23 protein-coding genes and 1 pseudogene are annotated in these 24,959 nt (G+C 46.3%); 9 read left to right on the plus strand and 15 right to left on the minus strand.

Annotated features, from left to right (window positions below; translation table 11 throughout):
- The 5 genes from KV201_RS21375 to hemC all read right to left on the minus strand — a co-directional run.
- The coding region (locus tag KV201_RS21375) for a retention module-containing protein (RefSeq protein WP_226060514.1) at positions 1 to 2,091 on the minus strand (2,091 nt) is incomplete at its 3' end.
- 430 nt (positions 2,092 to 2,521) lie between these two features.
- Complete coding sequence (locus KV201_RS21380; protein WP_226060515.1) at positions 2,522 to 3,688, minus strand: heme biosynthesis HemY N-terminal domain-containing protein; 1,167 nt, start codon at positions 3,686 to 3,688, stop codon at positions 2,522 to 2,524.
- Complete coding sequence (locus tag KV201_RS21385; protein WP_226060517.1) at positions 3,685 to 4,866, minus strand: uroporphyrinogen-III C-methyltransferase; 1,182 nt, start codon at positions 4,864 to 4,866, stop codon at positions 3,685 to 3,687. Before KV201_RS21385 ends, KV201_RS21380 begins: the two co-directional genes overlap by 4 nt.
- A 60-nt stretch (positions 4,867 to 4,926) precedes the next feature.
- Positions 4,927 to 5,667 (minus strand): uroporphyrinogen-III synthase, encoded by a 741-nt coding sequence (locus KV201_RS21390; protein WP_226060518.1) that lies wholly within the window; start codon positions 5,665 to 5,667, stop codon positions 4,927 to 4,929.
- Positions 5,668 to 5,671: 4 nt separating this feature from the next.
- Positions 5,672 to 6,604 (minus strand): hydroxymethylbilane synthase, encoded by a 933-nt coding sequence (gene hemC, locus KV201_RS21395; protein WP_226060520.1) that lies wholly within the window; start codon positions 6,602 to 6,604, stop codon positions 5,672 to 5,674.
- Between the two features lie 202 nt (positions 6,605 to 6,806).
- On the opposite strand from hemC, the gene KV201_RS21400 reads away from it, so the two are divergent.
- Entirely contained in the window at positions 6,807 to 9,218 is a 2,412-nt protein-coding gene (locus tag KV201_RS21400; RefSeq protein ID WP_226060521.1) for a class I adenylate cyclase, read from the plus strand.
- An 85-nt stretch (positions 9,219 to 9,303) separates the two neighbouring features.
- On the opposite strand, the gene cyaY is transcribed toward KV201_RS21400, so the two are convergent.
- A complete protein-coding gene (gene cyaY, locus KV201_RS21405) occupies positions 9,304 to 9,633 on the minus strand; it encodes an iron donor protein CyaY (protein ID WP_006083426.1) in 330 nt (109 codons plus the stop codon).
- A gap of 79 nt (positions 9,634 to 9,712) precedes the next feature.
- On the opposite strand from cyaY, the gene KV201_RS21410 reads away from it, so the two are divergent.
- From KV201_RS21410 to KV201_RS21440, 7 genes are all read left to right on the plus strand, one after another.
- Positions 9,713 to 9,904 carry a lipoprotein gene (locus tag KV201_RS21410; RefSeq protein ID WP_226060522.1) on the plus strand — a complete coding sequence of 64 codons (192 nt, stop codon included), beginning with the start codon at positions 9,713 to 9,715 and terminating at the stop codon, positions 9,902 to 9,904.
- 63 nt (positions 9,905 to 9,967) lie between these two features.
- Entirely contained in the window at positions 9,968 to 11,212 is a 1,245-nt protein-coding gene (gene lysA, locus KV201_RS21415; RefSeq protein WP_226060524.1) for a diaminopimelate decarboxylase, read from the plus strand.
- 76 nt (positions 11,213 to 11,288) lie between these two features.
- The gene (dapF, locus tag KV201_RS21420; protein WP_107402801.1) at positions 11,289 to 12,116 is read left to right on the plus strand and encodes a diaminopimelate epimerase; all 828 of its coding nucleotides are present in this window, start codon (positions 11,289 to 11,291) and stop codon (positions 12,114 to 12,116) included.
- Positions 12,113 to 12,742 carry a DUF484 family protein gene (locus KV201_RS21425; RefSeq protein ID WP_011848049.1) on the plus strand — a complete coding sequence of 210 codons (630 nt, stop codon included), beginning with the start codon at positions 12,113 to 12,115 and terminating at the stop codon, positions 12,740 to 12,742. Before dapF ends, KV201_RS21425 begins: the two co-directional genes overlap by 4 nt.
- Positions 12,743 to 12,799: 57 nt before the next feature.
- A complete protein-coding gene (gene xerC / locus KV201_RS21430) occupies positions 12,800 to 13,720 on the plus strand; it encodes a tyrosine recombinase XerC (protein ID WP_226060525.1) in 921 nt (306 codons plus the stop codon).
- The gene (locus KV201_RS21435; protein ID WP_226060526.1) at positions 13,720 to 14,451 is read left to right on the plus strand and encodes an HAD-IA family hydrolase; all 732 of its coding nucleotides are present in this window, start codon (positions 13,720 to 13,722) and stop codon (positions 14,449 to 14,451) included. Before xerC ends, KV201_RS21435 begins: the two co-directional genes overlap by 1 nt.
- Positions 14,452 to 14,574: 123 nt before the next feature.
- Positions 14,575 to 15,153, plus strand: coding sequence for a HupE/UreJ family protein (locus tag KV201_RS21440; protein ID WP_011848047.1), 579 nt, complete (start codon positions 14,575 to 14,577; stop codon positions 15,151 to 15,153).
- A gap of 17 nt (positions 15,154 to 15,170) precedes the next feature.
- Here the strand turns inward: KV201_RS21440 and KV201_RS21445 are convergent, their stop codons facing one another.
- The 9 genes from KV201_RS21445 to KV201_RS21485 form a co-directional block, all read right to left on the minus strand.
- Positions 15,171 to 15,674 (minus strand): helix-turn-helix domain-containing protein, encoded by a 504-nt coding sequence (locus KV201_RS21445; RefSeq protein WP_012090404.1) that lies wholly within the window; start codon positions 15,672 to 15,674, stop codon positions 15,171 to 15,173.
- 131 nt (positions 15,675 to 15,805) lie between these two features.
- Positions 15,806 to 16,615, minus strand: coding sequence for an iron-sulfur cluster repair di-iron protein (gene ric, locus KV201_RS21450; RefSeq protein ID WP_226060527.1), 810 nt, complete (start codon positions 16,613 to 16,615; stop codon positions 15,806 to 15,808).
- Between the two features lie 316 nt (positions 16,616 to 16,931).
- On the minus strand, positions 16,932 to 19,013 hold the full coding sequence (gene flhA / locus KV201_RS21455; RefSeq protein WP_226060528.1) for a flagellar biosynthesis protein FlhA: 2,082 nt from the start codon (positions 19,011 to 19,013) through the stop codon (positions 16,932 to 16,934).
- A gap of 15 nt (positions 19,014 to 19,028) precedes the next feature.
- Complete coding sequence (flhB, locus tag KV201_RS21460) at positions 19,029 to 20,159, minus strand: flagellar biosynthesis protein FlhB (RefSeq protein WP_226060529.1); 1,131 nt, start codon at positions 20,157 to 20,159, stop codon at positions 19,029 to 19,031.
- Complete coding sequence (fliR, locus tag KV201_RS21465; RefSeq protein ID WP_226060530.1) at positions 20,156 to 20,935, minus strand: flagellar biosynthetic protein FliR; 780 nt, start codon at positions 20,933 to 20,935, stop codon at positions 20,156 to 20,158. Before fliR ends, flhB begins: the two co-directional genes overlap by 4 nt.
- Position 20,936: 1 nt before the next feature.
- On the minus strand, positions 20,937 to 21,206 hold the full coding sequence (locus KV201_RS21470; RefSeq protein WP_006083412.1) for a flagellar biosynthetic protein FliQ: 270 nt from the start codon (positions 21,204 to 21,206) through the stop codon (positions 20,937 to 20,939).
- A gap of 4 nt (positions 21,207 to 21,210) precedes the next feature.
- A complete protein-coding gene (gene fliP, locus KV201_RS21475) occupies positions 21,211 to 21,945 on the minus strand; it encodes a flagellar type III secretion system pore protein FliP (protein ID WP_226060531.1) in 735 nt (244 codons plus the stop codon).
- On the minus strand, positions 21,942 to 22,298 hold the full coding sequence (locus tag KV201_RS21480) for a FliM/FliN family flagellar motor switch protein (RefSeq protein WP_226060533.1): 357 nt from the start codon (positions 22,296 to 22,298) through the stop codon (positions 21,942 to 21,944). The genes fliP and KV201_RS21480 overlap by 4 nt, the downstream gene beginning before the upstream one ends.
- Positions 22,291 to 23,172: a FliM/FliN family flagellar motor switch protein gene (locus KV201_RS21485; protein ID WP_226060534.1), complete on the minus strand. Its 882-nt coding sequence runs from the start codon at positions 23,170 to 23,172 to the stop codon at positions 22,291 to 22,293. The genes KV201_RS21480 and KV201_RS21485 overlap by 8 nt, the downstream gene beginning before the upstream one ends.
- 1,062 nt (positions 23,173 to 24,234) lie before the next feature.
- Here KV201_RS21485 and KV201_RS22625 point away from each other — a divergent pair.
- Positions 24,235 to 24,852 (plus strand): annotated as a pseudogene (locus tag KV201_RS22625) (sigma-54-dependent transcriptional regulator); the annotation flags it as partial.
- Between the last annotated feature and the right edge of the window lie 107 nt (positions 24,853 to 24,959).

Genomic DNA, 24,959 nt, shown 5'->3' on the forward strand with positions numbered 1-24,959 from the left:
ATCACTGTCGACACCGTGGGTGGTGTCATTGTCAGTGATGATGTTGCCAGTCAGCAGAGTATCTTCAATGGCGGTGTAGCTGTTGTCTTGTGCTACGGGCGCATCGTTAACTGGCGTGACTTCAATGGTTAACGTCGCAGTCGAGCCAGTGTTGGTGGTGTAGGTGATGACAGGTACTTGTCCGTTCCAGTTTGCATTAGGAGTAAAAGTATAAGAACCATCGGCATTGATCAGTAATGAGCCGCCTTCGAGCGTCACCGCGGTTCCTGCTGCAATGGTTTGTCCGTTAACTGAGTAGCTAACGACCGAAAGCGTGTTGTCAATATCACTATCATTATCAAGCACATTACCTGCAGCCACGGTATCTTCTGGCACGGTATTGCTGTCATTAGCGAGAACAGAGGCATCATCCACAGGGGTAACTTCAATCGTTAAGGTTGCGGTTGAGCCAGTGTTGGTCGTGTACGTGATAACAGGAACTTGGCCGTTCCAGTTTTCATTAGGGGTAAAGGTATAAGAGCCATCGGCATTGATCAGTAATGAGCCGCCTTCGAGCGTCACCGCGGTTCCTGCTGCAATGGTTTGTCCGTTAACTGAGTAGCTAACGACCGAAAGCGTGTTGTCAATATCGCTATCATTATCAAGCACATTACCTGCAGCCACGGTATCTTCTGGCACGGTATTGCTGTCATTAGCGAGAACAGAGGCATCATCCACAGGGGTGACTTCAATCGTTAAGGTTGCGGTCGAGCCAGTGTTGGTGGTGTAGGTGATGACTGGTACTTGGCCGTTCCAGTTTGCATTAGGAGTGAAGGTATAAGAGCCATCGGCATTGATCAGTAATGAGCCGCCTTCGAGCGTCACCGCGGTTCCTGCTGCAATGGTTTGTCCGTTAACTGAGTAGCTAACGACCGAAAGCGTGTTGTCAATATCGCTATCATTATCAAGCACATTACCTGCAGCCACGGTATCTTCTGGCACGGTATTGCTGTCATTAGCGAGAACAGAGGCATCATCCACAGGGGTGACTTCAATCGTTAAGGTTGCGGTTGAGCCAGTGTTGGTCGTGTACGTGATAACAGGAACTTGGCCGTTCCAGTTTGCATTGGGGGTAAAGGTGTAAGAACCATCGGCATTAATCAGTAATGAACCGCCTTCGAGCGTCACCGTGGTCCCTGCAGCAATGGTTTGTCCGTTAACCGAGTAGCTAACGACCGAAAGCGTGTTGTCAATATCACTATCATTATCAAGCACATTACCTGTGGCCACGGTATCTTCTGGCACTGTGTTGCTGTCATTGGCGAGAACAGAGGCATCATCCACAGGGGTGACTTCAATGGTTAACGTCGCAGTCGAGCCAGTGTTAGTGGTATAGGTAATAACAGGTACGCTGCCATTCCAGTTTTCATTGGGTGTAAAAGTGTATGAACCGTCGGTATTTAGAACCAAGATACCACCTTCGAGCGTGACTTCAGTCCCTGCTACATAAGTAGTACCACCGACTTCGAAGTTGACAACTGTTAAGACTGAATCCACATCACTGTCGTTATCGAGCACATTACCAGTAGCTACAGTATCTTCATCGATAGTATTGCTGTCATTTACTACTACAGAAGGAGAGTCTATAGCTAAAGTTTGTGCGGGAGTATTGGCTGAAGTCGCGGTGACTAATTGACCTGCGGTTGAGTAACCTGATGTGGCTAAGACTTCACTACCACTGCGAGCGAGAGTGACATAGCCAGAGTTACCATCACGGCCTGGAGTGTTCCCCGCTGCGGTTTCAGGAAGGTTCTGAGTTGGGTCTTCACCAGAGGCGATTAAATCTTGTAATGCTTGGATTTCAGCTAAGGCAGCCCCGTCAGTGGTGTTGGTGGCTACTGTTGCAGTTTCGTTGGGGACAGCTTCGTTCGATAGCTTAGTGCCATCGTCGAAGGTGATCTCATAGGTCGCATTTTCGCCAATATGGAGCACAGCACCTTTAGGGAGTTGTTCGCCATCCTTAGCGGGTTGATTTGAACCATCAACTTCGACATTGATTTGCCCTTTTACTAACTTAAGCAAACCTTTCTTTGATGTAATTACCGATCCCATAGTGAGCTCCCAACAGCCAAAGTGTGTTAATCCATAGACTCACAAGTCCAACAAATATGTCGTATTGTGATACAAGTGGTGGAATTTTAGCTAATGGAACAAGTTAAGTCAATTTTTTGACGCACTCGTATTACCTGTTATGGCGCGGTTTTGTAGATCTAGATGTGTAAAAGTGACAATTTTTAGGCGTATAACTAGATATAGTATGCATATTTAAAGAAAGGACTGTATTTAGTACTTTCTAACTCTAAGATTTAGCATAGTTATAATAAATTAGTCTGGATTGGAAAATTAATTTTTACTAAAAAGAAATTATCTACCTAGTTTGTTAAATTGGTGAGTAGTAATGAAGCAAGAACTTTCGTGAGTGGTAAACGACGTGACTCACAACTGTGCAAATCACGGCGTTATCATTATTGATGTCGCGGAGCTATAGGTTAACAGCCTGACGGTAGCTTTGATTGGCGTTACCTTGTTCGCCTAACTGTTCTTGAATCCGTGCGAGCGCTAGCCATGAGGCTTTTGTTGGTTCGAGTCGGCAAACATTCTGCAAGTAGCTTCTGGCTTCTTTCATATCCCGCGTTTGCTGATAAAGCTTAGCCAAACACATCTGGTAGTCAGCATTATTCTCATGGGTGACTTCATGCTTGAGTAACTGTTTACGGATCTCTGTGTCTTGGGCTGTCGCGATTTCAGGAATTGCATGTAAAAGTGCTGACTCGGGAGAGGTTCGTAACTTTTTCGCGATTAGTTTCAGCGCTTGGTCTTTGCGATTAAAGCGGCATAAACCCATGGCATAAATCGCCAGAAACTCAGACTGATTGCGTTCACTGCGGGATAACCACTGCCAGCATTGCTCTAAGGCTTCTTCACCTTTGATGGCTGCGGCTTTGAGTAACGCGCAATTAGTGGCGATATTGAGCTCATTCAGCTGAGCATCATCGAGGATCTGACGCTTCTTCAAAATAGGTATTAACAGCTTGAGCGCATCCCAATCCTCTTGGGTTCGGTATAACTCAAGGGCGAGTTTGAGTACTGGCGCTTTACTCTTGCTTGTCGGTGCTAATTTATCCAGCTCGGTGCGGGCTAGGGCTAATTCCCCTTGTTTTAAAAGGTATCGAGTGCGAGTGGTTGCGACGGCATTCGCGGCAAGAGGTTGCGCTGCAGCGCGATCAAGATATTGATCTCGTTCGGCTATTTTTTGTTGATACTGAGCGGCACGGGCCGCAGCAAGTAAATTAAGTGCAGGGAGCTCGCCGTTGTCAGCACCCTTTATCATGGCGCGTTCCGCTGCTGGCCAATCTTCTTCAGCCAGAGCCAGTGCACCCATTAAGGTATGTTTTTTAGCCGAGCGACGGCGCCAGTGATGGGGAATAAAACGACTGCGCAGCATCAGGTTGATGGCGCTAATCACCAACCATTCGAGTACTTGGAATACGGCATAAAATACAATTAATGCAATGATCCCAAAGACTAAGCTGGTCTCAATCTGGTAGTTACCCGCAGCGATATAGACATAACCTGTATTACCAACCAACCAAGGGCTGATACAGAGCCCTATTAGTACGATCCCTAAGAAAATTAATATCTTGATCATAGTGGCACATCCTCTGATGAGGTCAGCTCGCCATAACTAGTCAGCTGTAATAACAGAGGTTTAGCTGCAAAGGATTTCAGGGTAATAGGATCAAGTTCTAAGGTTGCTAATTTATCGATTTCGGCGATGGCCTCAGCTGTCTTGTGATCTTGCGTATCAAAATAGGTTTGGATCCACTTGCGCGCCATCATCAATGATTGATGATAAGCCGCTCTGTCATAGCGATATAACGCAAGTTGCGATTGCAGCAGTTTATGGCGAATGTTCTCCACCAGATACCATTGCTGTTCTGGTGCGAGTAAAGCGGGCGCATCGGCAGTTTTGTGGCGTATGGTAATAAAGTCTTGGGTTAACGCTTTCCACGTTTTGCCCAGATTGCTCTGCCAATCATTCAAATCGCCAGTAATCGTTGTATCTTCTGGCGCATCGGCTTCTGCGTCGGTGCGATTCAGCGGCAGTTTATCGAGTTGTTCAATTAAGGCATCGAGCGCCAATACATTGCCATCAATATCTGTGGTTTTAATGCTGGCCGTGGCGGCGATGTCTTTTGCTAATGCCTTACGAATAGGCAGTAACGCCGGATTGTTCATGGCGGCGATGGTTTCATCCGCCGACTTTAATAGATCGGTGGCGGTGCGGGGATCTTTCTCTAACCAAAGTTTACGGCCCGCCATATTCACGAGATATTCGGCTTCAGAGGCCATCCAATGCGTTGGGCTGCGCTGGGCCAGTTTATTGACCCTGTTCTGCAGTTGATTTTGGTCTTCTGCCAATTTTGTTAATTCTTGGTAAGTCTTAGCATCATTCAGTTGTTGCTGTTCAAGCTGGCCAATACGTTGATTTGGCTGCAACAGCGCTTGTTGTAATTGGTCCTGTAGGGCGATATTTTTCGCATCTTGCGCCAGTAGTTGCTGTTGCATTTGTTGGTACAGCATAAAACCGCCGCCAAGGGTGCAAGCGGTTAAACCTAGCGCTAATAAAACCCCAAAGCGAATCGCCCACGAGCTTCTACTGGATGCTGGCGTTTGGCTCGGCGCGGTTGAAGGGGTGGCTTTGGCTGTTTGGGATTCGGTGGATGACGCTGATGTTGCGGGCGTATCATCGGTTGTTTCCGGTGACACAATAATAGCGGTAGCCTCTGATTCTGTGCTCTTTGCGTCGTGCTTGTTGTTATCCATTTAACAGTCCTTGAAAACATGCTACTGCCGAAATTCGAGTAAAATCGGGCTAAATAGCGCTTAGAGTTTAAGGGCGTTTAGCACGGCTTTGCTGTTGGCGGCATTGGCATTGGTGACTTGGGTTATACCAAAGGCGTGAGCTTGAGCTTCTACTCGGTTACTTGGGACTATGATATGACATGAGCGCAGCCATGCAAATAACTCTTTTGGCACTAAATTAATCAGGTTATCCAGTACTTCACCGCTGGTTACCACAATAGTGTCTATCCCGAAGGCTTGCCATTGCAGAGCTAACTGTTGACCATCGAGTGGCGGGCAAGCTCGTTGATACACTTCCCAATAGCGCAAATGTGCACCGCGCGCAGCCAGTTGTTCGGCTAAGGCTTCACGGCCACCGACACCACGTATAATAGTAATCTGCTTACCTTTAATCTCTTGCAGCGGCGCGAGCGTGAGTAGCCCTTCGGTCTGCTGGCAATCATCTGGGGCTTCGAGGGCAGAAATACCGAGTTGGTCTAATGCTTTCCAAGTCGCATGCCCCACGGCGAAGTACTGAGCTGGAGGCCAAGCTTTATGGGGTGGATTTGTAGTAGTTAAGGCGTTATCCGCAAAAGTCACTGCATTGGCGCTGATGCAGATAACCATATCGGCGTGTGCCAAAGGATGCGGGGTATTCGTTGCGATAGCGGGCGTTGCTTCGACACACAGCAGAGGTGTAACCCAATGGCTAATGCCTCGTTCATTCAAGGCATCTACCATGGACTGATTGCGCCCCTCGGGGCGCGTCAGTAAGACTTTCATTGACTTAGGCTTTAGCGTAAACGGCGTCGAGAATGCTTTTGGCACCTTTGCTGAGTAACTCTTCAGCAAGGGCAACACCTAATTGCGTGGCTTCGGTTTTTGGACCTGTGATCACGCCTTCGATGATTTCACTGCCATCTGGGTTACCGACTAGGCCGCGTAGCGTCATCTCGTCATCATCGATTTCAGCAAATGCGCCAATCGGCACTTGGCATCCACCTTCAAGGCGAGTGTTCATCGCGCGCTCGGCAAGAACACGGTAGCGAGTTTCTAAATGCTCTAATGGCGCCAGTAGCGCTTTAACACGTTCGTCGTTGATGCGACATTCGATACCCACAGCGCCTTGGCCGTTGGCGGGTAAGGATTCTTCGGCAGAAATAAAGCTGGCAATACGCTCAGACAATTTCAGACGGATTAAGCCAGCAGCGGCAAGAATAATGGCATCGTATTCGCCGTTATCAAGTTTAGCTAAACGAGTTCCAACGTTACCGCGTAAATCTTTGATGATGAGGTCGGGACGTGATGCACGTATCTGACATTGACGACGTAGGCTCGAGGTGCCCACAGTTGCGCCTAATGGTAATTCGCTGATCGATTTATATAAATTCGATACAAAGGCATCACGGGGATCTTCGCGCTCGCAAATCACTTCAAGGCCTAAGCCTTCAGGGAAGTCGACGGGCACGTCTTTCATTGAGTGCACGGCGATATCGGCAAGATCGTCTAACATAGCGACTTCAAGCTCTTTGACGAACAAACCTTTACCGCCCACTTTGGCTAGCGGCGTATCTAAGATAACGTCGCCTTTAGTGCTCATTGGCAGCAATTCCACCACAATACCTGGGTGAATGCGTTCTAATTCGGCTTTAACAAATTCAGCTTGCCACATGGCCAGCGGACTCTTGCGGGTTGCGATACGTATGCGGTTCTCAGACATGCCTAGTTTCCATCAAAGATCTTAGTTGCGCCAATGCTAACATTGGCAAATCGTTTATGTAAGGAAGCCGTATCGATTCTTTGAAGTCGGCGATGTTCTAAATAGCGTGAAAGTGTGATGCGCTTCACATATAGTTGCTCGTGTTTGCAAAAGTGTTAACATAAGCACACTTCTCATAAGTGTCTAAGTGTTGTGTTTTTGAATGGATCGGCAAATACAGTTTCCTGATATAGCTGAAAGACTTAACAAGGTCCGCATTGCGCGCGCCTTGGCTTTGCTATCGCCGCTGCAAAAACACTTATTCCATTTGATCCCCTTTTTAATCCACCAGAACAGCGTTCAGCATCCCGGCTATCATGCCGCTAATACGCCCTGTGGAATTAATGAGTATCAGCTTAGCGAAATTGAATCCCAAGCCTGCGATGTTTTCTCGCTGCCCTTTATTACTCAAGAAGCTGACATCAATGCCTTTGATGGCGTTTATGCCATGGGCAGTACTGGCAGTTTTGGCCAAAATACCAAGAGTGATGTCGATGTTTGGTTAGTGCATAGGGCAGATTTAAGCCCTGAAGAGTTAACGCTGATCAGGATTAAAACCGATAGATTGACCGCATGGTTTGCCGAGTATCAGTTTGAGGTGAACTTTTACTTAGTCCATCCACAACAGTTTTGTGGTGATCAAACTCTGCGTGGTTGTCTGTCAACCATGGCCCATGAGCACAGTGGCAGCACCCAGCACTGGTTGTTACTGGAAGAGTTTTATCGCAGTCAAATTCGTCTGGCGGGTAAAGCCATTGCATGGTGGCCTGACGCTAAACTCAATCCTGCACTCTTGTTTTTAGGCGATGTGCATGAATTACCTGCGAGTGAGTACTTTGGTGCTTCCTTATGGCAGCTCTATAAAGGCTTAGAAAAGCCCCATAAGGCGCTGATTAAAGTATTGTTACTCGAGGCCTATGCCAGCGATTATCCCCATTCAACGGTGCTTTGTGATCGCCTCTGGCAGAAAACCTTAGCCGGTGATTTTTCGACGTCGAACGATGCTTATTACTCTATCTACGAGATTATCGAAACCTATTTGCTCAAGCAGAATGATACCCGTCGGCTTGAGATTGCACGGCGCTGCTTTTATCTAAAATGTGGCGTGCACTTGAGTCGCCCGCAAGAGGGCAAAGATTGGCGTTATCCTAAGCTGCAAAAATTGGTGCAGGATTGGCAATGGCCCGACAGTTTGATCGGCACTTTAGATGATTGCGAACATTGGCACAGTGGCCAGCTCAATTGGTTTAACGAGCAGCTGAATGAACTCTTGTTGGCGAGTTACCAAACTTTGCTGCGCTTCGCATCGACCCATGAGCTCAATGAAGGCTTGCGGATTGAAGAGCTGGGCATGCTCACCCGTAAATTGCACACCTATTTTAGCCAAGACGAAGATCAAATCGCGAAGCTGAATCTACTGTGGAGTGCCTCGGTCGCCGAGTCCGACGTGACCATGGTGTCAAGCTCGCGCGAGCGACAATATTATCTTTATCGACAGGAGCCGCTGCCACAAAATTTGTTAGGTGAGTCGGCGATATGTAAGGGAAAAACCCCATCCGCCTTGATGATCTGGGCATGTCTAAACGGAATTTCGACACCTGAAACACAATGGCACGAATATGGTCAGAGCAAGGCCAAGTCGAAACGGCTTACCGAAGCGTCTAAGCGGTTACTGAATTTTATCGACCACGATTGGCGCGTGTCGAAACGGGACTTATGCCAGCCGTGGCATTTTCGTAAGTTGATTTTTGTGCTTAATCTGGACTGCGATCCCACCATTGAATGGGGCGGACAGGAAATGATGGTCGATGTGATGAATGCTAACGTGTTCTCACTCGGGCGTAAAAAAGCCAATATGCTTGGGGCGTTAGATGCCATTTGTTTGAATAGTTGGGGTGAGTGGCAGTGTCATCGCTTCGAAGGCGATACTGCGGTATTACAAGCATTAGCCTTTGTGACGCCAGGACTCCGGCGGGCCAGCTTACCCGTGGACATGGATGTGATCAGTTGCTCGCAAAAGTTACGGCCACAGCTCAAGTTAGCGGTGAAAAATCTACTTAAGCAAACCATGCGTTTGTGCCAAAAAGTGCAGCAATCCAGCACCTTAGTGCAGCCGCTACAGATAAGTCATACTCGCTATGGGATCTTTTTTAATCCCTTAGGCATGGCTTATCAGGATTTAAGCGATGCTAAGTCTTTTTATCAGCAGTTATCCCGCAGTCATCTTGTGTTGCTGCCGAGGCCTGAATTGGGTGACGATCCCTTTTCGAGTATGCCTAAAGTGGTGCAGAACTATGCGGCGAAAGGGGCGATTCAATATTTTCTACGCCAACGAGTCGATAACTTGGATGTATTTATTCTCGATGAGGAAAACCAGCTGAGTCATTATGTGCAGGCGGGATCAAACATGGCCGAGTTAGTGAATAAAGTCAGTCATCACTATGTGTTCGATGAGCATTATGCTTCACGGGCACGATTCAATATTCCGCAGTTTTTCCATCTAGTACGAGTGGCAGGGGAGTTAACTGTGGCGCCGTTCGGTATCGATGTGAGCGACCAAGACACTGAATTTTAAGCTGGTTTTTTAACATAAATAATGGGAGCTAAGGCTCCCATTATTGTTTTGCACTATTATGGCTTTGCGCTACGACTGGCTTAGATTAAAAGCTAAGCTTAATTCCGCCTTGGCGCTCGATAGACTCTTGCACGAATGGCATAAACTCGCCGCCATTACGTCCGTCCATCCATTTACCTTCAACAAAACCAAAATGATATCCACCAAAACGTGTGGCTACCCAAATCTCATGCAAAGGTTCTTGCTTGTTGATCACTATCTTAGAGCCATCAACAAATTCTAATTGCAATACGTTGCCACTGGCATCGATATCAACATCGGCATCTTGCTCATCAATCGCAGTTTCAATCGCATTTTCTATGGCTTGGAACATGTCATCGGCGAGCTGGTGAAATTCTGTATCTGTAATGGCCATGCATTTCTGTCCTTTGCTTTCGTCAAGATGGGTGCGATTATAAGGCCATTAGTCACCAGATGCACAGATGTTGAGAAAAATGAGACTGTTTTTATTGTTATTGCTTGGTAGCCTATTCATTACGGCATGCGGCCAGAAGGGCCCCCTCTATCGATCGCCCGCCACAGAGGTGAATCAACCTAAAAAGGTTGATGCAGCTAAAACTGTGCCTGAAGTGGAAGAGATTAAAACCGAAATTAGAGCCATCGAAGCACAAAAAACACAACAATAACAATAGCTATAACTAAAACGACCATCACTATCGCAGCGATAAAGCGCAGTAAGGAATCAGACATTGGATCACTTTCTCTACCAACAAAATGCCCTGTACGCCGAAGGCTGCCAGGTTGCCGATTTAGCTCAAACCTATGGCACACCGCTGTATATCTATTCCCGCGCCACGTTAGAGCGCCATTGGCATGCCTTTAATAATGCCGTGGCTGATCATCCACATTTGATTTGTTACGCGGTTAAAGCCAATGCGAACTTGGCTGTACTGAATGTGCTGGCACGTTTAGGCAGTGGTTTTGATATTGTGTCGGGCGGTGAGTTAGCAAGAGTGATGGAAGCGGGCGGCGATCCCGCCAAAGTGGTGTTCTCTGGTGTGGGTAAAACTGCGGCTGAAATGGAACAGGCACTTAATCTGGGCATTTATTGCTTTAACGTCGAATCAAGTGCTGAGCTTGAGCAGTTAAATCTGGTCGCAGGTCGTTTAGGTAAGGTCGCGCCTGTGTCCCTGCGGATTAATCCCGATGTGGATGCGGGAACCCATCCCTACATTTCGACTGGCCTTAAAGAAAACAAATTCGGTATAGCTATGGATGAGGCTGAAATCGTTTTCGCCCGTGCCCATGCGTTGCCACATTTAAAAGTGAAAGGTGTCGATTGCCATATCGGCTCACAACTGACTGAAATAAAACCATTCCTCGATGCGATGGATCGTATGCTTGCGTTAATCGACCGTTTGGCCGAGCAGGGTATTGTTATTGAGCATTTCGATGTGGGTGGTGGTTTAGGGGTGACCTATGATGCCGAAACGCCGCCACATCCTGATGTGTATGCCGCCGCCATATTGGCGCGTTTGGGCGACCGTCAACTGAAGCTGATCTTCGAGCCGGGCCGTGCGATTGCCGCCAATGCGGGGATTTTTGTCACTCAAGTGCTTTATCTTAAAGAAAACAGCGACAAGCGTTTTGCGATTGTCGATGGCGCGATGAATGACTTGATTCGTCCCGCACTTTACAGTGCATGGCAAAATATTATCCCAGTCGTGCCAAGGGACTCAGAGGCCTATGAGTTTGATATTGTTGGCCCAGTGTGCGAAACCGGTGACTTTTTAGGTAAAAATCGCCAGCTCGCGTTAGCCGCGGGTGATTTACTGGCGGTGCGTTCGAGTGGTGCCTATGGTTTTGCTATGGCCTCTAACTACAACACTCGTCCTCGTGCGGCTGAAGTTATGGTGGATGGTGATCAGGCTTTCTTAGTGCGTGAGCGAGAAAAGTTGTCTCAGCTCTGGCAAGGTGAGCAACTCCTGCCGTAAACTAGAAAAATTATATTGATTCAGGCGCTTGGTTTCATACTTTATGAGCGGCGCCTCGGCTTAAAGGATAAGTATCTTGATCCAATTCACTAAGATGCACGGACTGGGCAACGATTTTATGGTGGTCGATGGGGTCACGCAGAACGTGTTCTTTTCGCCTGAGCAAATCCGCCGTTTAGCCGACCGTAACTTTGGCATAGGTTTCGACCAACTACTCTTAGTTGAGCCGCCCTATGATCCCGATTTAGATTTTCATTATCGCATCTTCAATGCCGATGGCTCTGAAGTCGAACAATGCGGCAATGGCGCCCGCTGTTTCGCCCGTTTTGTGCGTAATAAAGGTCTGACAAATAAGAGTAAAATCCGTGTCAGTACTTCGTCTGGCAAGATGACTCTGCGCTTAGAGCGAGACGGTACTGTTACCGTAAATATGGGCGTGCCGATCCTCGAACCGAGTCAGATCCCCTTCAAAGCCAAGAAACCTGAAAAAACCTATTTACTGCAAACACCGATGCAAACCTTTTTGTGTGGTGCGGCTTCTATGGGTAATCCCCATTGCGTGCTCGACGTTGAAGATGTAGCGAGCGCTTCTGTCGCTGAAATTGGTGCCATGCTCACTAAGCATGAGCGTTTTCCGCGCGGTGTGAATGTGGGGTTTATGCAGGTCGTAGACTCAGGCCACATTAAGCTGCGGGTGTATGAGCGCGGCGCGGCCGAAACCTTGGCCTGTGGTACCGGCGCATGTGCAGCTGTAGTTGTAGGTCAAGTGCAAGGAAAGCTCGGCCAGCAAGTGCGGGTGGATTTACCCGGCGGCACCTTAACCATCAACTGGGAAGGCGAGGGTAAACCTTTGTGGATGACGGGCCCTGCGCAGCACGTTTACGATGGACAAATTCAGTTATGACAGAGCCTTTGATGCCGCAGACGGATGTGCCTTTCGATGAGTTGATCATTCGCGAATATCTGCTGGATAATCCTGACTTTTTTAATCGCTATCCCGAGCTGTTGCTGGCAATGCGCTTGCCTCACATGGAACGCGGCGCTATCTCTTTGGTGGAACGTCGCCAGGAAATGCTGCGACAGCGAGTGAGCCAGTTGGAAGAAGAAATCACTAGCCTGTTAACCATGGCGGCGCGTAACGAGAAAATTTACCAATTCAATACTGAGTTATCCTTCCAGCTATTAAATTGTGCCGATCTTGTGTCACTCAAAGAAGTGTTAGCCGACAGTTTAAAATTACAGTTTAATTTTAGTCATGTGCGTTTGATCAGCGTTCTCGATACCGATATGAAGGCAATATGGGATCAAAGGCTGCATAAAGGTCACTATTTTGGCCGACTCACGCAGCAAGAGGCTAAACGCCTATTTGGTAGCGAAGTGGGGTCAGTGGCACTGACGAAATTGTCGGAAGATAACCCAGTCATTTTTGCTATTGCTAGCCAAGATGCCACCCATTTTCATCCCGATATGGATAACATGCTGCTGGAACAACTGCGGCGTTTACTGGCGCACATGCTCGCTAAGCTGTAACGGCTGTTGAGCCATTGTGCTCGCCTAAGGCTTGGCAAAACCCATGAGGAAACCGATATGAGTACGCAAACAGCCGAAGTGTCGGCGCTTAATACTCAATGGTTACAAACCTTTGAACGCTATCTGAGTACCGAGCGGCAGTTGTCGGCCCATACAGTACGTAATTACCTTTACGAGCTTAATCGCGGAAGCGATCTCTTGCCTGACGGCGTGCATCTACTCAATGTGAGCCGCGAGCATTGGCAGCAAGTGTTAGCCAAATTGCACCGCAAAGGCTTAAGCCCGCGATCGCTTTCTCTGTGTTTATCTGCGGTAAAACAATGGGGTGAATTTTTGCTGCGCGAAGGTGTGATTGAGCTTAATCCCGCAAAAGGCTTAAGTTCTCCCAAACAAGCCAAACCGCTGCCGAAGAATATCGATGTCGATGCCATCAGTCACTTGCTCGACATTGAAGGCACAGATCCCCTAAGCCTGCGGGATAAAGCCATGATGGAATTGTTTTATTCCAGTGGCTTACGTTTAGCAGAACTCGCCGCGCTCAATTTATCCAGTGTGCAATACGATTTGAAAGAAGTGCGAGTCTTAGGTAAAGGCAATAAGGAACGTATCGTCCCTGTCGGTCGTTTAGCGATTGCTGCTTTGCTGAATTGGCTTAATTGCCGAAAGCAGATCCCCTGTGAAGATAACGCCTTATTTGTGACCGAAAAGGGCAAGCGACTCTCCCATCGTAGTATTCAGGCGCGGATGGCGAAATGGGGGCAAGAGCAGGCATTATCGGTGCGCGTGCATCCACATAAACTGCGCCACTCCTTTGCCACTCACATGTTAGAAGCGAGCGCCGATCTGCGGGCGGTGCAAGAATTATTGGGCCATGCGAACCTAGCGACCACGCAAATTTATACCAGTTTGGATTTCCAACACTTAGCTAAGGTGTATGATAACGCCCATCCTAGAGCGAAAAAAACACAGGATAAATAATGCGTTGCTATCTTAGACCTCAAAATGTTCAAGCGATCAGTTTCGATCTCGACGATACCCTGTACGATAATCTACCGCATATTTTAAATGCCGAAGCCGAGCTGGCGACGTTTCTGTTGCAGACTTATCCATTGTCGCAGGCGTGGCAAACCCATGATTGGCGCAGGCTAAAACTGCAACTGCTGCAGCAAAATCGCGAGCTCGCCCATGACACCAGCGCTGCCCGTTTGGCAACGCTTCGCCAAGGGCTAATACAGCTAGGGTATTCGGCCGTTGAAGCCGAACGCGGCGCCGAGCAAGGATTGGCGTGTTTTTATTTTCACCGCAGCCATTTTCAAGTATCTGACGAAGTGCTCTTGTTACTCAAACGCCTATCGCAGCATTTTAGATTAATCGGCATCACCAATGGCAATGTGGATGCTGAGCGAATTGGTTTAGGCGATGCCTTCGAGTTTGTGTTGCATCCAGGCAATGGTGTGCATATGAAACCCGCCAAAGACATGTTCGAATTGGCCTGCTCGCGATTAAATATTGCACCGCAGCATTTACTGCATGTTGGCGACAGTATGAATGCCGACGTTCGTGGTGCGCGGTTAGCTGGGTGCCAGTCTGTGTGGTTGAATCCGAGTTTTGGCCGAGTCGATTCCTTACCTATTGCGGCCTTGTTACCACATTTAGAAATTAATGCTCTCGATGCGTTAATCAAAGTGCTGGCTATCGACGCAAACTAACTCTGTGGGCAGCGTTGAATCTGCCTCTTTGCTAATCCAGAGTGATTGAGATCAAGGTTTGCTCCCAAAATTTGCACTAGAGTGAAGCCTAATATTACTGAAGTCACTGACTAAGGCTGTGTTATGGCGCGTATCGGGTTGTTATTACTGCTTACTTTATGTTGGATCGCGCCGGTATCGGCCCATGAGATCCATTCGGGTGGCGGTTTCATGTCAGGTTTTAATCATCCGGTTTTGGGATTTGATCACTTGCTCGCTATGTTGAGTGTGGGCATGTTGAGCACCCAGCTCGGTGGCCGCGCAATTTGGACTGTCCCCTTAGCATTTGTCACCTTTATGTTAGTGGGCGGGATTTTAGGCTTATACGCCATTGCCGTTCCCTTTGTTGAAATCGGCATTGCCCTCTCGGTATTGTTACTCGGCCTCGCCATCGCTTTTGATCGTCAAATTCCACTGTTATTCGCCATGGCATTTGTTGGCATATTTGCGATTTTCCACGGACATGCCCACGGCGCCGAAATGCCAGCATTGGCAAGCCCGGTTTTGTATGCCCTAGGATTTTTATTTGGCACAGCGGTCATCCATTTAGGCGGCGTAATGATAGGCCTTGGAATGCAGCGGATGACAGGACAACGCAACTTAATGCGTGTCACGGGCGCAGCGATTGCGGCCATGGGCGGTTATTTATTAGCAGGATTTTGACGTAATAGCATGCCGAATTAACGCGCCTTGAGTTGCTTCATGCAAAGATGGGCGCGGCGTAACAGTAGATTGACTTGCCGACGGCTCGCATGCATGTCGGCATCTCCCACCCTAAAATAACTCCCAGTGTAAGGATCGCCGCCGACATAGATAGGTTTGAGTTGCTCAGGCGCCAGCGGTACGCGGATACGAATCAGCTTTTTATTCATAATTTCAATAATCTGCACATCTGAAATCGCCAAAATATTATGGCTAGTACGGCTAGGATTATCGAGTATCTCCCAAAACTCTTGTAAAACAGGAAGCGGATTGGGAATGCCTTCAATGCTGAAATGGCCACGTTCTTCGCGCACCCCTAGGATGATTTCGCCACCCAAAGTGTTGGCAAAGGAGCTATAGGTAGCCCAAATATCTTCGGGTAATTGACCTTGGCCGTCGCGGCCACCTGCGAGTTTAAACTCTACTTGGGCCGATTCGTGTAAATCGGCAATATCATCGAGTGCAAATGATTGAAATGTCATGGCAGCTTATCCGTCAGCGACACATGACTTGTTGTAGCACGTCAACAATTGAAAGGCCAGACTTAGGTCCGGCCTCAAGATTCTGCGGATGACCGTAATTCAGGGGCATCACAACAGCAACATTCAATCGATTATTGAGCGAGATCTAATGCCTTAGGAAATAGAATATTGTTTTCTAAGTGAATATGCTGATGTAAGTCGGCCTCAAACTCCGCTAGCGTGGCATAACACACACGCCACGTAGTGCAAGCATGTTCCGGTGGCGTGAAGTCGTTCGTGAGCTCGCGTAATTTTTGCAAAATCAAACCGACTTCTTCATGTTCGTTCTGCATCGCATTGATGGGATTACCCATATGACCAAAGCAAGTTTCAACCTGCTCTGCTTGACTCAAACCGCGGATCGCCGGAAACAGTATTTTCTCTTCCTTCATTAAATGCGGCATCAGGTCTTCAACTAAAGCACGTATCCAACCCGCAAAGGGAATAATTTCGGCATAGTGCTCACCATGGGCGCGCACCATTTTCTCGGAATATTCGACCAACAACGGGGCTTTTTCGCGCACGTATTGATGGTGTGTCGACTCGATATAGTCGACAAGTTGATCTAAGGGTAATTGATTCAACTCATCTTCTTTGCTGCCGGTCAGTGTGACGGCATTCAGCGCAGCAACCACTTTTGCGGGATCTATGTCTGCGCGTTCACAGGCAACCGCCAGCGGTTTACCGCCGCCACAACAAAAATCGATACCAAATTGGCTAAACACATGGGCACGGCGAAAATCTTCGGCAACTAACTCACCGACTTTTCGTTCTAGCCAGTGGTTATCCTGAGCGCTCTCACTGAGCTCTGAACCTTGACTAAGTTGTGCATCATGGCGAGGTTGAGAACCCACACCATGAACTGAGGGTTGTGCATCTTGCGTGATAGAAGTAGCAGACATGAATAGCTCCAAAGCAGCAACAAATTTACATTCATATTATTTGCAGCTTTAATGCGTAGCAACTAAACCCGACTAAAATACTCAGGATTTGCTGATGATGTCACAGTTAACCGAGCGAAATATCTCTTAAGGAGTAGAAGGATATTGCTTTGATTGGAAATGAGATTGGAGCTGTGAGTTATCAATATTCTATAGAAGGTATGCAGTTGTGGTTTGCAGAGAGGCCCAGTTTGTTGTGTTGAGCGATGCAGTTAAGTCAGTGAGAGGTGTGTTGCACCTCTCTCTGCGGGTCTTACTAAGTCACTGTGAGTTATGATTACCCGAGTTGCCCTGCGATCATAAGTTCTTTAGTTTCAGGGACTTCATTGTAGGACAAAACATGCAGTCCACGGGCGAATGCTAATGCGTAACGCGCGAGGAAAGGCCTGAGTTGCGGTGAAACAAGCAGGATAGGGTTATAGCCTTTCTCTTTTGTCTCCGCGAGCAATTGAGGCATTCTTTGTTGTAGCTGCGCCAGTAGGTTGGGTTCGATAGGGAAGCTATCCAACGCAACTCTGCCCTGTTGCTGCGATTGATTTAACGCTGTCATTAAAGTCTGTTCTAATTCTGCAGTCAGCGTGAGTACATTCAACTGCGGGCTGCTGCCTGCGATTTGATGCAAAATACTGTTGCGCAAAGCGCAGCGCACATCGGCGGCCAGTAGGACAGGATCTTTGGTTTGCTCGCTGCATTCCAGCAAGGTCGTTGCTATGGTGCGTATGTCTTTTAGTGGCACTTGCTCTTTGAGTAACAAGCGGAAAACCTTGAGTAACTGTATGGGGGTTAAACAGGTACTGAGTGATTCGGCAAGTTTGGGGGCTTGCTTACTTAGCCTGTCAGTTAATTGCATAATATCATCATGTTGCAATAATTCAGGCAGTGATTCGCGCAATAACTTACTGACATGAGTGGCAATGATTGTCGCATTATCGACGACCGAATAACCTAAGTTAAGTGCTTTGGCCTTTAACTCTGGTGCAATCCAAATTGCATCCATTTGGTAAGCGGGTTCCTTGGTTAAAATCCCGTCAATCTTACCGTAAACAGGACCACTTTTTATTGCGAGCAACAGGTCCGGTTCTAGTTCGGCAATGGCCACTTGTGTACCCATAAAGTTAATTTGGTATGCATGGGGTGCCAAAGCCAAATTGTCGCGCACTCTGACTTCCGATAGCAGAAATCCGATTTGTTCTGAAAGGGTGCGTCTGATCCCCGTAAGGCGTTTTTGTAATTCAGCCCCTTTGGTTTTTTCGACTAGATGAACCAATCTATAGCCTAATCGCACTTCAATAATGTCGGTAAAAGGCAGTGATTCCCAGCTTGGAGCAGAAGGCTCTGTCAGGCTGGTTTCTATGAGCTCTTCGGTTTTCTCTTCAGTAAAGGAAGCCTTATTCTGGTTTTGTTTCCATGCGGCGAAACCTAGCAGTATCGCAAAAGATAAAAACACCAGTGCGGGCATGCCTGGGGTAATACCGAGAATCGCCATCACAATGGCAGCAGTAGCTAAGGTTCTCGGGTTTGCCAGTAATTGCCGACTTAATTGGGTCGGCATTTCTTCTGCGTCTGAGACCCTAGTTACGATAATGGCTGCAGCTGTGGCTAACAGTAATGAAGGAATTTGGGCGACTAGGCCATCACCAATGGTTAATAGTGCATAGGTTTTAAAGGCTTCTGCTGCACTCAGATCATGCATAAAGATACCTATGCTGATCCCGCCAATAATGTTAATGGCTAAGATCAAGAGTCCTGCGATGGCATCTCCTCTCACAAACTTTGAGGCACCGTCCATAGAACCATAAAAGTCTGCTTCTCTGGCGACATCTTGGCGACGTAGGCTCGCTTGTTCATGTGTGAGTGTGCCAGCATTGAGGTCGGCATCGATCGCCATCTGTTTACCGGGTAGGGCATCCAATGTAAATCGCGCCGATACTTCAGAGATCCGCTCGCCACCCTTAGTGATTACAACAAAGTTAATAATCATTAGAATTAAGAAGATAACAGCACCGACGACATAGTTTCCGCCAATAACGACTTCACCGAAGGCTTGGATCACTTTACCCGCAGCATCGCCTCCTTCATGACCTTCAATAAGTACTACGCGCGTCGATGCAACGTTTAAGGTCAAACGCATTAAGGTCGCAAGGAGCAATAAGGTTGGGAATACAGAAAACTCTAGCGGTCGTCGAATAGAGACGCTCACCAGCAGCACCATGACGGCAAGGACTATGTTAAATGTAAACAAAATGTCCAGTAGCCATGCAGGCAGCGGTAAAATCACCATCGCCAGAATAGCGAGCAGCATGACTGGAATGCCGATATAGCTGTAATTTCCTGAAAAGGTGCGAGAAAGCCAATTCATAGGTTAAGCAATCCTTTAATCGTGACGTAAATTAGGGGGAATAAAAAAATGTGGTAAAGGCTCAGGTTTCTGTTGTAAGCCCTTACGAGATGCTTTTATTTGCATGACATAACTTAATACGTGCGCTATAGCGATAAAAAGGGCACTGGGTATCTGTTGATCGACTTGCGTTGAATGGTAGATGGCCCGCGTGAGCGGTGGGATATCAATAATCTCAATGTCATGTTTTTTAGCGAGTTCTCGCATATAGAGGGCGAGTTCTTCGGTGCCTTTAGTGATGACGTAAGGCGCATCCGCTAAGTCAGGATTGTATTTTAATGCCACGGCATAGTGAGTGGGATTAACCAAGAGAACATCCGCTTTTGGAATGGTGGTATCTGCACGGGAGCGAGCCATTCGTTGCTGTATTTGGCGGATTTTAGCTTTAATCTCTGGCTTACCTTCTTGCTGGGTATGCTCGTCTTTTACCTCTTGACGTGACATACGTAATTCTTTGCTGTTATGCCAATATTGGTAAGGCACATCAATAAAGGCGATCACGAGCAGTCCTGTACCAAGATAAAACATGCCTTGCGACAGTAGATTGATGCCATCACGAACCGCTTCATCAATAGGGCGTTGATTGTAGCTAAGTAGTTCTTGTAAGTGACCATTCAAGAAAACCAACATAATTCCGATCAGTAACACAATCTTTAGGCATGACTTGAGTAACTCAACAAGCGATTGAGCGGAAAATATTCTTCCGACACCGGCAAGAGGATCGATGCGACTGTACTTAAAATTAGCATTTCCAAAATTAAATATCGGCCCGCCAGGCAAGGCTCCTGCAACTGCGGCCAACAGAGCAACCATGATGAATAGTGGGCCTAAGATGCTTAGCATTTCGACTAGGCTGGCGCCGAGATGGCGCATCATGATGTCAGGTTGCTCTAAATCTGCCCGAGTGAGCAGCATGTTGTACTTAGTTAATCCACTGACCCTAGTGGCAAACCAATCCGCATTAGTGGTTAGCATGGCAGAGCAACCAACGACCAGTGCTGCGGAGGCAAGATCTTTAGATCGCGGAACTTGGCCTTTTTCTCTCGCTTTACGCTTTTTCTGTGGTGTAGCTTCTTCTGTTTTATCTTGTTGGGGCGTTTTACTCATGAGATCCCCCCGATAAATTGGTACATGGCAGTTAATGCGTCTAAGCACAGATCACTGTAACGAGTTGGAATGCCGCTTAACGAAAGGAAGACGCAAATCAAGCCCATCAGCAAGGTCATGGGAAACCCGAGCGAAAATATGTTTAATGACGGCGCGGCGCGGCTTAATACACCAAACGCTATGTTAACCATTAACATAGCGAGTACTGCGGGTATGGCGAGCATAAGCGATGCAGCAAACAGCCAGCCCATTCGACTAATCAATCCCATTAGCGGTAAGTCAAAAATCCCATTTCCAATTGGCCATAAACGAAAGCTATCAACAATGATGTTGAGCCCGACTAAATGACCGTCAAGAGCCAGAAAAATCAAGGTACCAAAGATTTGTAGCCATTCACTGAGAATGGGGTTGGTGTCGCCATTAGCGGGATCGTTCATCACCGCCATAGCTAGACCCATCTGCATCGACATAATAGTGCCAAGCATGGTCATCACATGGATTAAAATCGTTAAAAACAGTGCGAGCATGAATCCAATGAGTAGTTGCTCAACGGCTAAAAACAATGACCCAAGCGAGAGCGCATCAACAGGTGGAACGGGTGGGAGCATAGGTGCAATAAGTGCTGCAATACTTAAGGCAAGGAAAATTCTCACCGTCGCAGGCACATAAGAATTACCCAGCAAAGGCATTATCATAAATGCGCCCATGATCCGGCAGAATGGCCACCAAAGGCTACCGATTAACATGCTGAGTTCGGTTGAGGTGAGTGAAAGCATATCAACCGATAATATGAGGGATATTCATAAACAGCCTATCAAATAAATCGCTTAGCTGTTGTATGAGCCAATGGCCTGAAAACAGTACCATAAGTAAGGTAATGATAAGCCTTGGCAGAAAACTTAAGGTTTGTTCATTGACCTGTGTAGCCGCCTGAAATACTGCAACGATTAAGCCTAGAATGAGTCCCGGCGTCACCAGCACAGAGACCATAATGATGACGAGAAACATCGAGTCCGCAAACAGGGAGGTCAGTTCATTGATGTCCATCTAGCTACCCAAAACTTGCGGTTAAGGTGCTTACTGTCATAGACCATCCATCGACTAATACAAAAACCATCAATTTAAATGGGAGCGAGATAATCAAAGGTGACAACATCATCATCCCCATAGACATGAGGACACTTGCGACAACTAGATCGATAACCAAGAAAGGTAAGAAAAGTAAGAAGCCGATTTGGAAAGCTGTTTTGAGTTCACTCAGCACAAAAGCTGGCATAAGGACAAAAAATGGTACTTCCTCAGCCGTTTTCATGTGTGTGGGCTCGTTAGCTATTTTCAGCATTTGCTCAAGATCAGTCGCCCTTGTCTGCGCCAGCATAAATCGAGTCAATGGGACTTTTGCAATCGAGACTGCTTCCATCAATTCGATCTTACCTTGGTCATAGGGCAAGTAAGCTTCTTTATAAATCTTGTCTCCTACTGGTCGCATAATAAAGATAGTGAGTATTAACGCTATCCCCACAAGCACGCGATTAGGAGGGCTTTGCTGTAGTCCAAGCGCTTGCCGAAGAATAGCTAACACAATGATAATACGGGTAAAGCTTGTCAGCATCATCAACATGATGGGCAGGAAACTAATAGCCGTCATGAGTGCTAAAATTTCGAGCTTAATGTTAACTGCTTGGCTGTCTTGAGCACTATCTAGAGTGAATAAAGTGAGTCCTTCCGATGCGAGGGCTTGGGGAGTAAACAATAAAATAGACAGTAGCAATACCCGAACTATCATTCGTTACTTGTCCCATCGAGAGTAATGCTCTCTATTTCCAGCAAGCGTACGCCATATCTGCCCGCCACTTCTACAACTTTACCTCTTCCGAGTAAGGCTCCATTTACCCTAATATCCAGCGGCTCACCCACCATACGGTCGAGTGCAATAACATCACCTTCACCCATACGATTTAACTCACCCAAAGACATCTCAGCGCTGGCGAGTTCAAGGGTGACCTGTACGGGAAGTTGTTGGAAAAAGTTATTATTTTTTTTCACCTTACGGTTATCTGGTTTTGAAAATGCGCTTTCAGAGAAAATATCGTCCTCTAATAGAAAATCATCATCCGATAAAATAGATTGTTCAGCCAATGTCCTGCTCCTCATTTTGATAAACATCTTGAGTCAATTTCGCTACCATTTGTCCTTCATGACTATGCACAGAGGCATGGAATAGAGTCGTGTTTCCGATTGATAACAACGTTTTTGGATATAAATTAATGGGTAAAATATCCCCGGTTTTTAGCTGACTGAGTGATTGGACTGGGATGCTATGTTGCCCTAATGTCAGTTGCATTTTTATGGGGAGACTTTTTAGCCAGACGGCTAGTTTTGCCGGCAAGTCCGCTGATATTTCTGACTTTTTAGGTTGCTCGGCTAGATGTCCCAGTAAATGTTCAGTCAAACAAAAGAGCATCGGGGGAGTGAGTGAGCCATTGGTAAAATTGAACGACCATACCGCTGATACTGTTAGCGGCATATGACCTTTTATCAGCTCAACTTCAAGAGTGTTGGTATCTATCGTGCTGTTGGGTAGTTCATCCACTACGGAAAGTAGTAACTTTTTGGCTAATCTAAATTCAGACTGGCTTGGATTTCTTAAAGGTGAACTTAATGGTGTCGAGGTGTTTCCGTAATAATTACTCGCTAATTGATCGAGTGTACAACGATCAATTCTCCAATAACCTAAGGTATTTTGTTGATGTTTTAATACAAACCATGCATAGCAATGTTCTGGAACGACGGGTGTTCTAGGTTCAGTTAGCGTTGAGCCAGAAACGGCAGGATGTCCCTGTCTTAATAGTGGAGATAAGATATTATTGATAGCATCAATAAGCGGACGATGTAGCTGTTCTAGTTGTTGTAATAATCGCGTTCTTGCTAGCTTTTCTTGAACTAGCATAATAGGTCTAATTATTTCATCAGAATTTGATTTTATAAGCCTAGCTTTCGCTGTCGTCTTCATTTTACTTCCTATTAAACGTATTTTTCCCGCTAGAATACTGCTTGGCGACCTCCGCGATTCAGTTGGTGCATAAAAAACATACACAAACAGAGAGCCTGATTTTTTATTTCTTTATCGTTAAGGATTAATGAATTTCTTAAAACAGTTAAGCGTCCTATCACATAGGCATAAGGTCGAACTCTGTTTTAAACGACGAGGATGATAAGGTAATAAGGCTAAAGTATTCAATAATAATTATAAGAAAAGCTGAAATATATGTGAATAGAATTCTAGGTCAATGGAGTTTGTAAACAAAATGTTTATTTTGAGATTGTGTAAGAAGATATTAATGCTTTCTAGTCTTATATTTCAGCGTCAATAAATAGTCGGCGCAGTATTATTTTGACGTTTGTCGATATTTTGGCGTGACTGTATTTATTCTAGTGCTCACATGTTTGTCATCAATGATTACTTTGTGTGCGCATTTACTCTTGCTTTTGATTTTTATTGTTTTTTTGTAAATTTATTTTGTGTTTTATTTGTTGTAAATACTTAGCAGTTAAGTTTTTCATCACTATGGATCTTACCAGAGTTGTATTTTTATCATTATGATATGTTATTTTACAAATATATTTGGTATAAGTCAGTCCTAAGTTATATGTATCACTTTTTTGCAGGTAGTCTTTTATATTTCCAAGTGTTTCACTGTGATTTTTTAATTGATGAGAATTTGTTTGAACATGGCATCTTAAATTTTGGCGCCGGTCACATTTTTATCGATAATTGCGAAAGAACACATTTAAACCTGATTTAAGTTGACGGTATTGCCTTATGGATTACGAATGCTGATTTTCGAGTGACAAGTGTTATCAGTGTTTTTATATTCATTGCGGAAGCCTGTCTTCCGTTTTCTGGCTTCCGTCTTTTCTTAATCTTTTTAGGAAGCATAGTAATGAGTCATTCAATCTATCGAGATAATAGCGTTATAAGCTGTAATAGCTTTTCTATACATTCAAGCACGGACACTTATCGGTCTAAATAAAGGTGTTATTAAATGTACTGTAAACGAGAGGGAGTTGGCGAGTGGGTGGCCTAAGTATACGGATTGAAGGATTAAACATATCTGCGGAACTTGCATGCACAATCGCACAGGGAGATTTTTATCTGTGGAATGATGCAATGGAGTCGCCTTGGCTCACGATCGTTAACTTATCAGATTGTCGTCCTTGTGATGTAAAATCTTATCTTGCCCGTTTTCCTTGCCGTAATATTGTCGCGTTATTAGCGCCAGAACAAGGTGAGTTAGCCGCGGCGGCAATGCGTGCTGGTGTACAAGATTATCTATTAATTCCCGTAGAAACCGAGCAACTGCTAGCCTCAATACAACGTTTACGCCGTTTAGAGTTACCTGATTCTAGTTTGGTTGTATCGGCTGCTGTTAGCCGGCAATTATTGATGTTGGCCCATAGGGCAGCAACCACTGAGGCCAGTGTTTTATTATTGGGTGAAAGTGGCACCGGCAAGGAGCCGCTTGCTCGTTATATTCATCGTCATTCTTCTCGTTCTCATAAGCCTTTCGTTGCGATTAACTGCGCCGCCATCCCTGAAAGTATTCTTGAATCTGTCTTATTTGGTCATGTTAAAGGCGCCTTTACTGGTGCTATTTGCGATAAAGCAGGCAAATTTGAGCAGGCAAATGGCGTAATGCCGTTCACTTAAGAGTGAACGGCATTTTTCTTTGGTCTAACCGGAAACTTGTTTTTGCTCATTTTAAGGACTCGTGGATAAGCCCTTTCCCGTTTACCATC

It is taken from the genome of Shewanella sp. SR1 (assembly GCF_020447145.1).
Classification (GTDB): Bacteria; Pseudomonadota; Gammaproteobacteria; order Enterobacterales; family Shewanellaceae; genus Shewanella; species Shewanella baltica.

Coding starts and splice junctions, on each gene's coding strand:
- KV201_RS21470 (WP_006083412.1), bottom strand. CDS start 21,206: ATGGACATCAATGAACTGACCTCCCTGTTTGCGGACTCGATGTTTCTC.
- xerC (WP_226060525.1), top strand. CDS start 12,800: ATGAGTACGCAAACAGCCGAAGTGTCGGCGCTTAATACTCAATGGTTA.
- KV201_RS21410 (WP_226060522.1), top strand. CDS start 9,713: ATGAGACTGTTTTTATTGTTATTGCTTGGTAGCCTATTCATTACGGCA.
- KV201_RS21440 (WP_011848047.1), top strand. CDS start 14,575: ATGGCGCGTATCGGGTTGTTATTACTGCTTACTTTATGTTGGATCGCG.
- KV201_RS21445 (WP_012090404.1), bottom strand. CDS start 15,674: ATGACATTTCAATCATTTGCACTCGATGATATTGCCGATTTACACGAA.
- flhB (WP_226060529.1), bottom strand. CDS start 20,159: ATGAGTAAAACGCCCCAACAAGATAAAACAGAAGAAGCTACACCACAG.
- KV201_RS21435 (WP_226060526.1), top strand. CDS start 13,720: ATGCGTTGCTATCTTAGACCTCAAAATGTTCAAGCGATCAGTTTCGAT.
- fliR (WP_226060530.1), bottom strand. CDS start 20,935: ATGCTTTCACTCACCTCAACCGAACTCAGCATGTTAATCGGTAGCCTT.
- KV201_RS21425 (WP_011848049.1), top strand. CDS start 12,113: ATGACAGAGCCTTTGATGCCGCAGACGGATGTGCCTTTCGATGAGTTG.
- KV201_RS21390 (WP_226060518.1), bottom strand. CDS start 5,667: ATGAAAGTCTTACTGACGCGCCCCGAGGGGCGCAATCAGTCCATGGTA.
- hemC (WP_226060520.1), bottom strand. CDS start 6,604: ATGTCTGAGAACCGCATACGTATCGCAACCCGCAAGAGTCCGCTGGCC.
- KV201_RS21400 (WP_226060521.1), top strand. CDS start 6,807: ATGGATCGGCAAATACAGTTTCCTGATATAGCTGAAAGACTTAACAAG.
- flhA (WP_226060528.1), bottom strand. CDS start 19,013: ATGAATTGGCTTTCTCGCACCTTTTCAGGAAATTACAGCTATATCGGC.
- KV201_RS21380 (WP_226060515.1), bottom strand. CDS start 3,688: ATGATCAAGATATTAATTTTCTTAGGGATCGTACTAATAGGGCTCTGT.
- KV201_RS21485 (WP_226060534.1), bottom strand. CDS start 23,172: ATGAAGACGACAGCGAAAGCTAGGCTTATAAAATCAAATTCTGATGAA.
- ric (WP_226060527.1), bottom strand. CDS start 16,615: ATGTCTGCTACTTCTATCACGCAAGATGCACAACCCTCAGTTCATGGT.
- fliP (WP_226060531.1), bottom strand. CDS start 21,945: ATGATAGTTCGGGTATTGCTACTGTCTATTTTATTGTTTACTCCCCAA.
- cyaY (WP_006083426.1), bottom strand. CDS start 9,633: ATGGCCATTACAGATACAGAATTTCACCAGCTCGCCGATGACATGTTC.
- KV201_RS21385 (WP_226060517.1), bottom strand. CDS start 4,866: ATGGATAACAACAAGCACGACGCAAAGAGCACAGAATCAGAGGCTACC.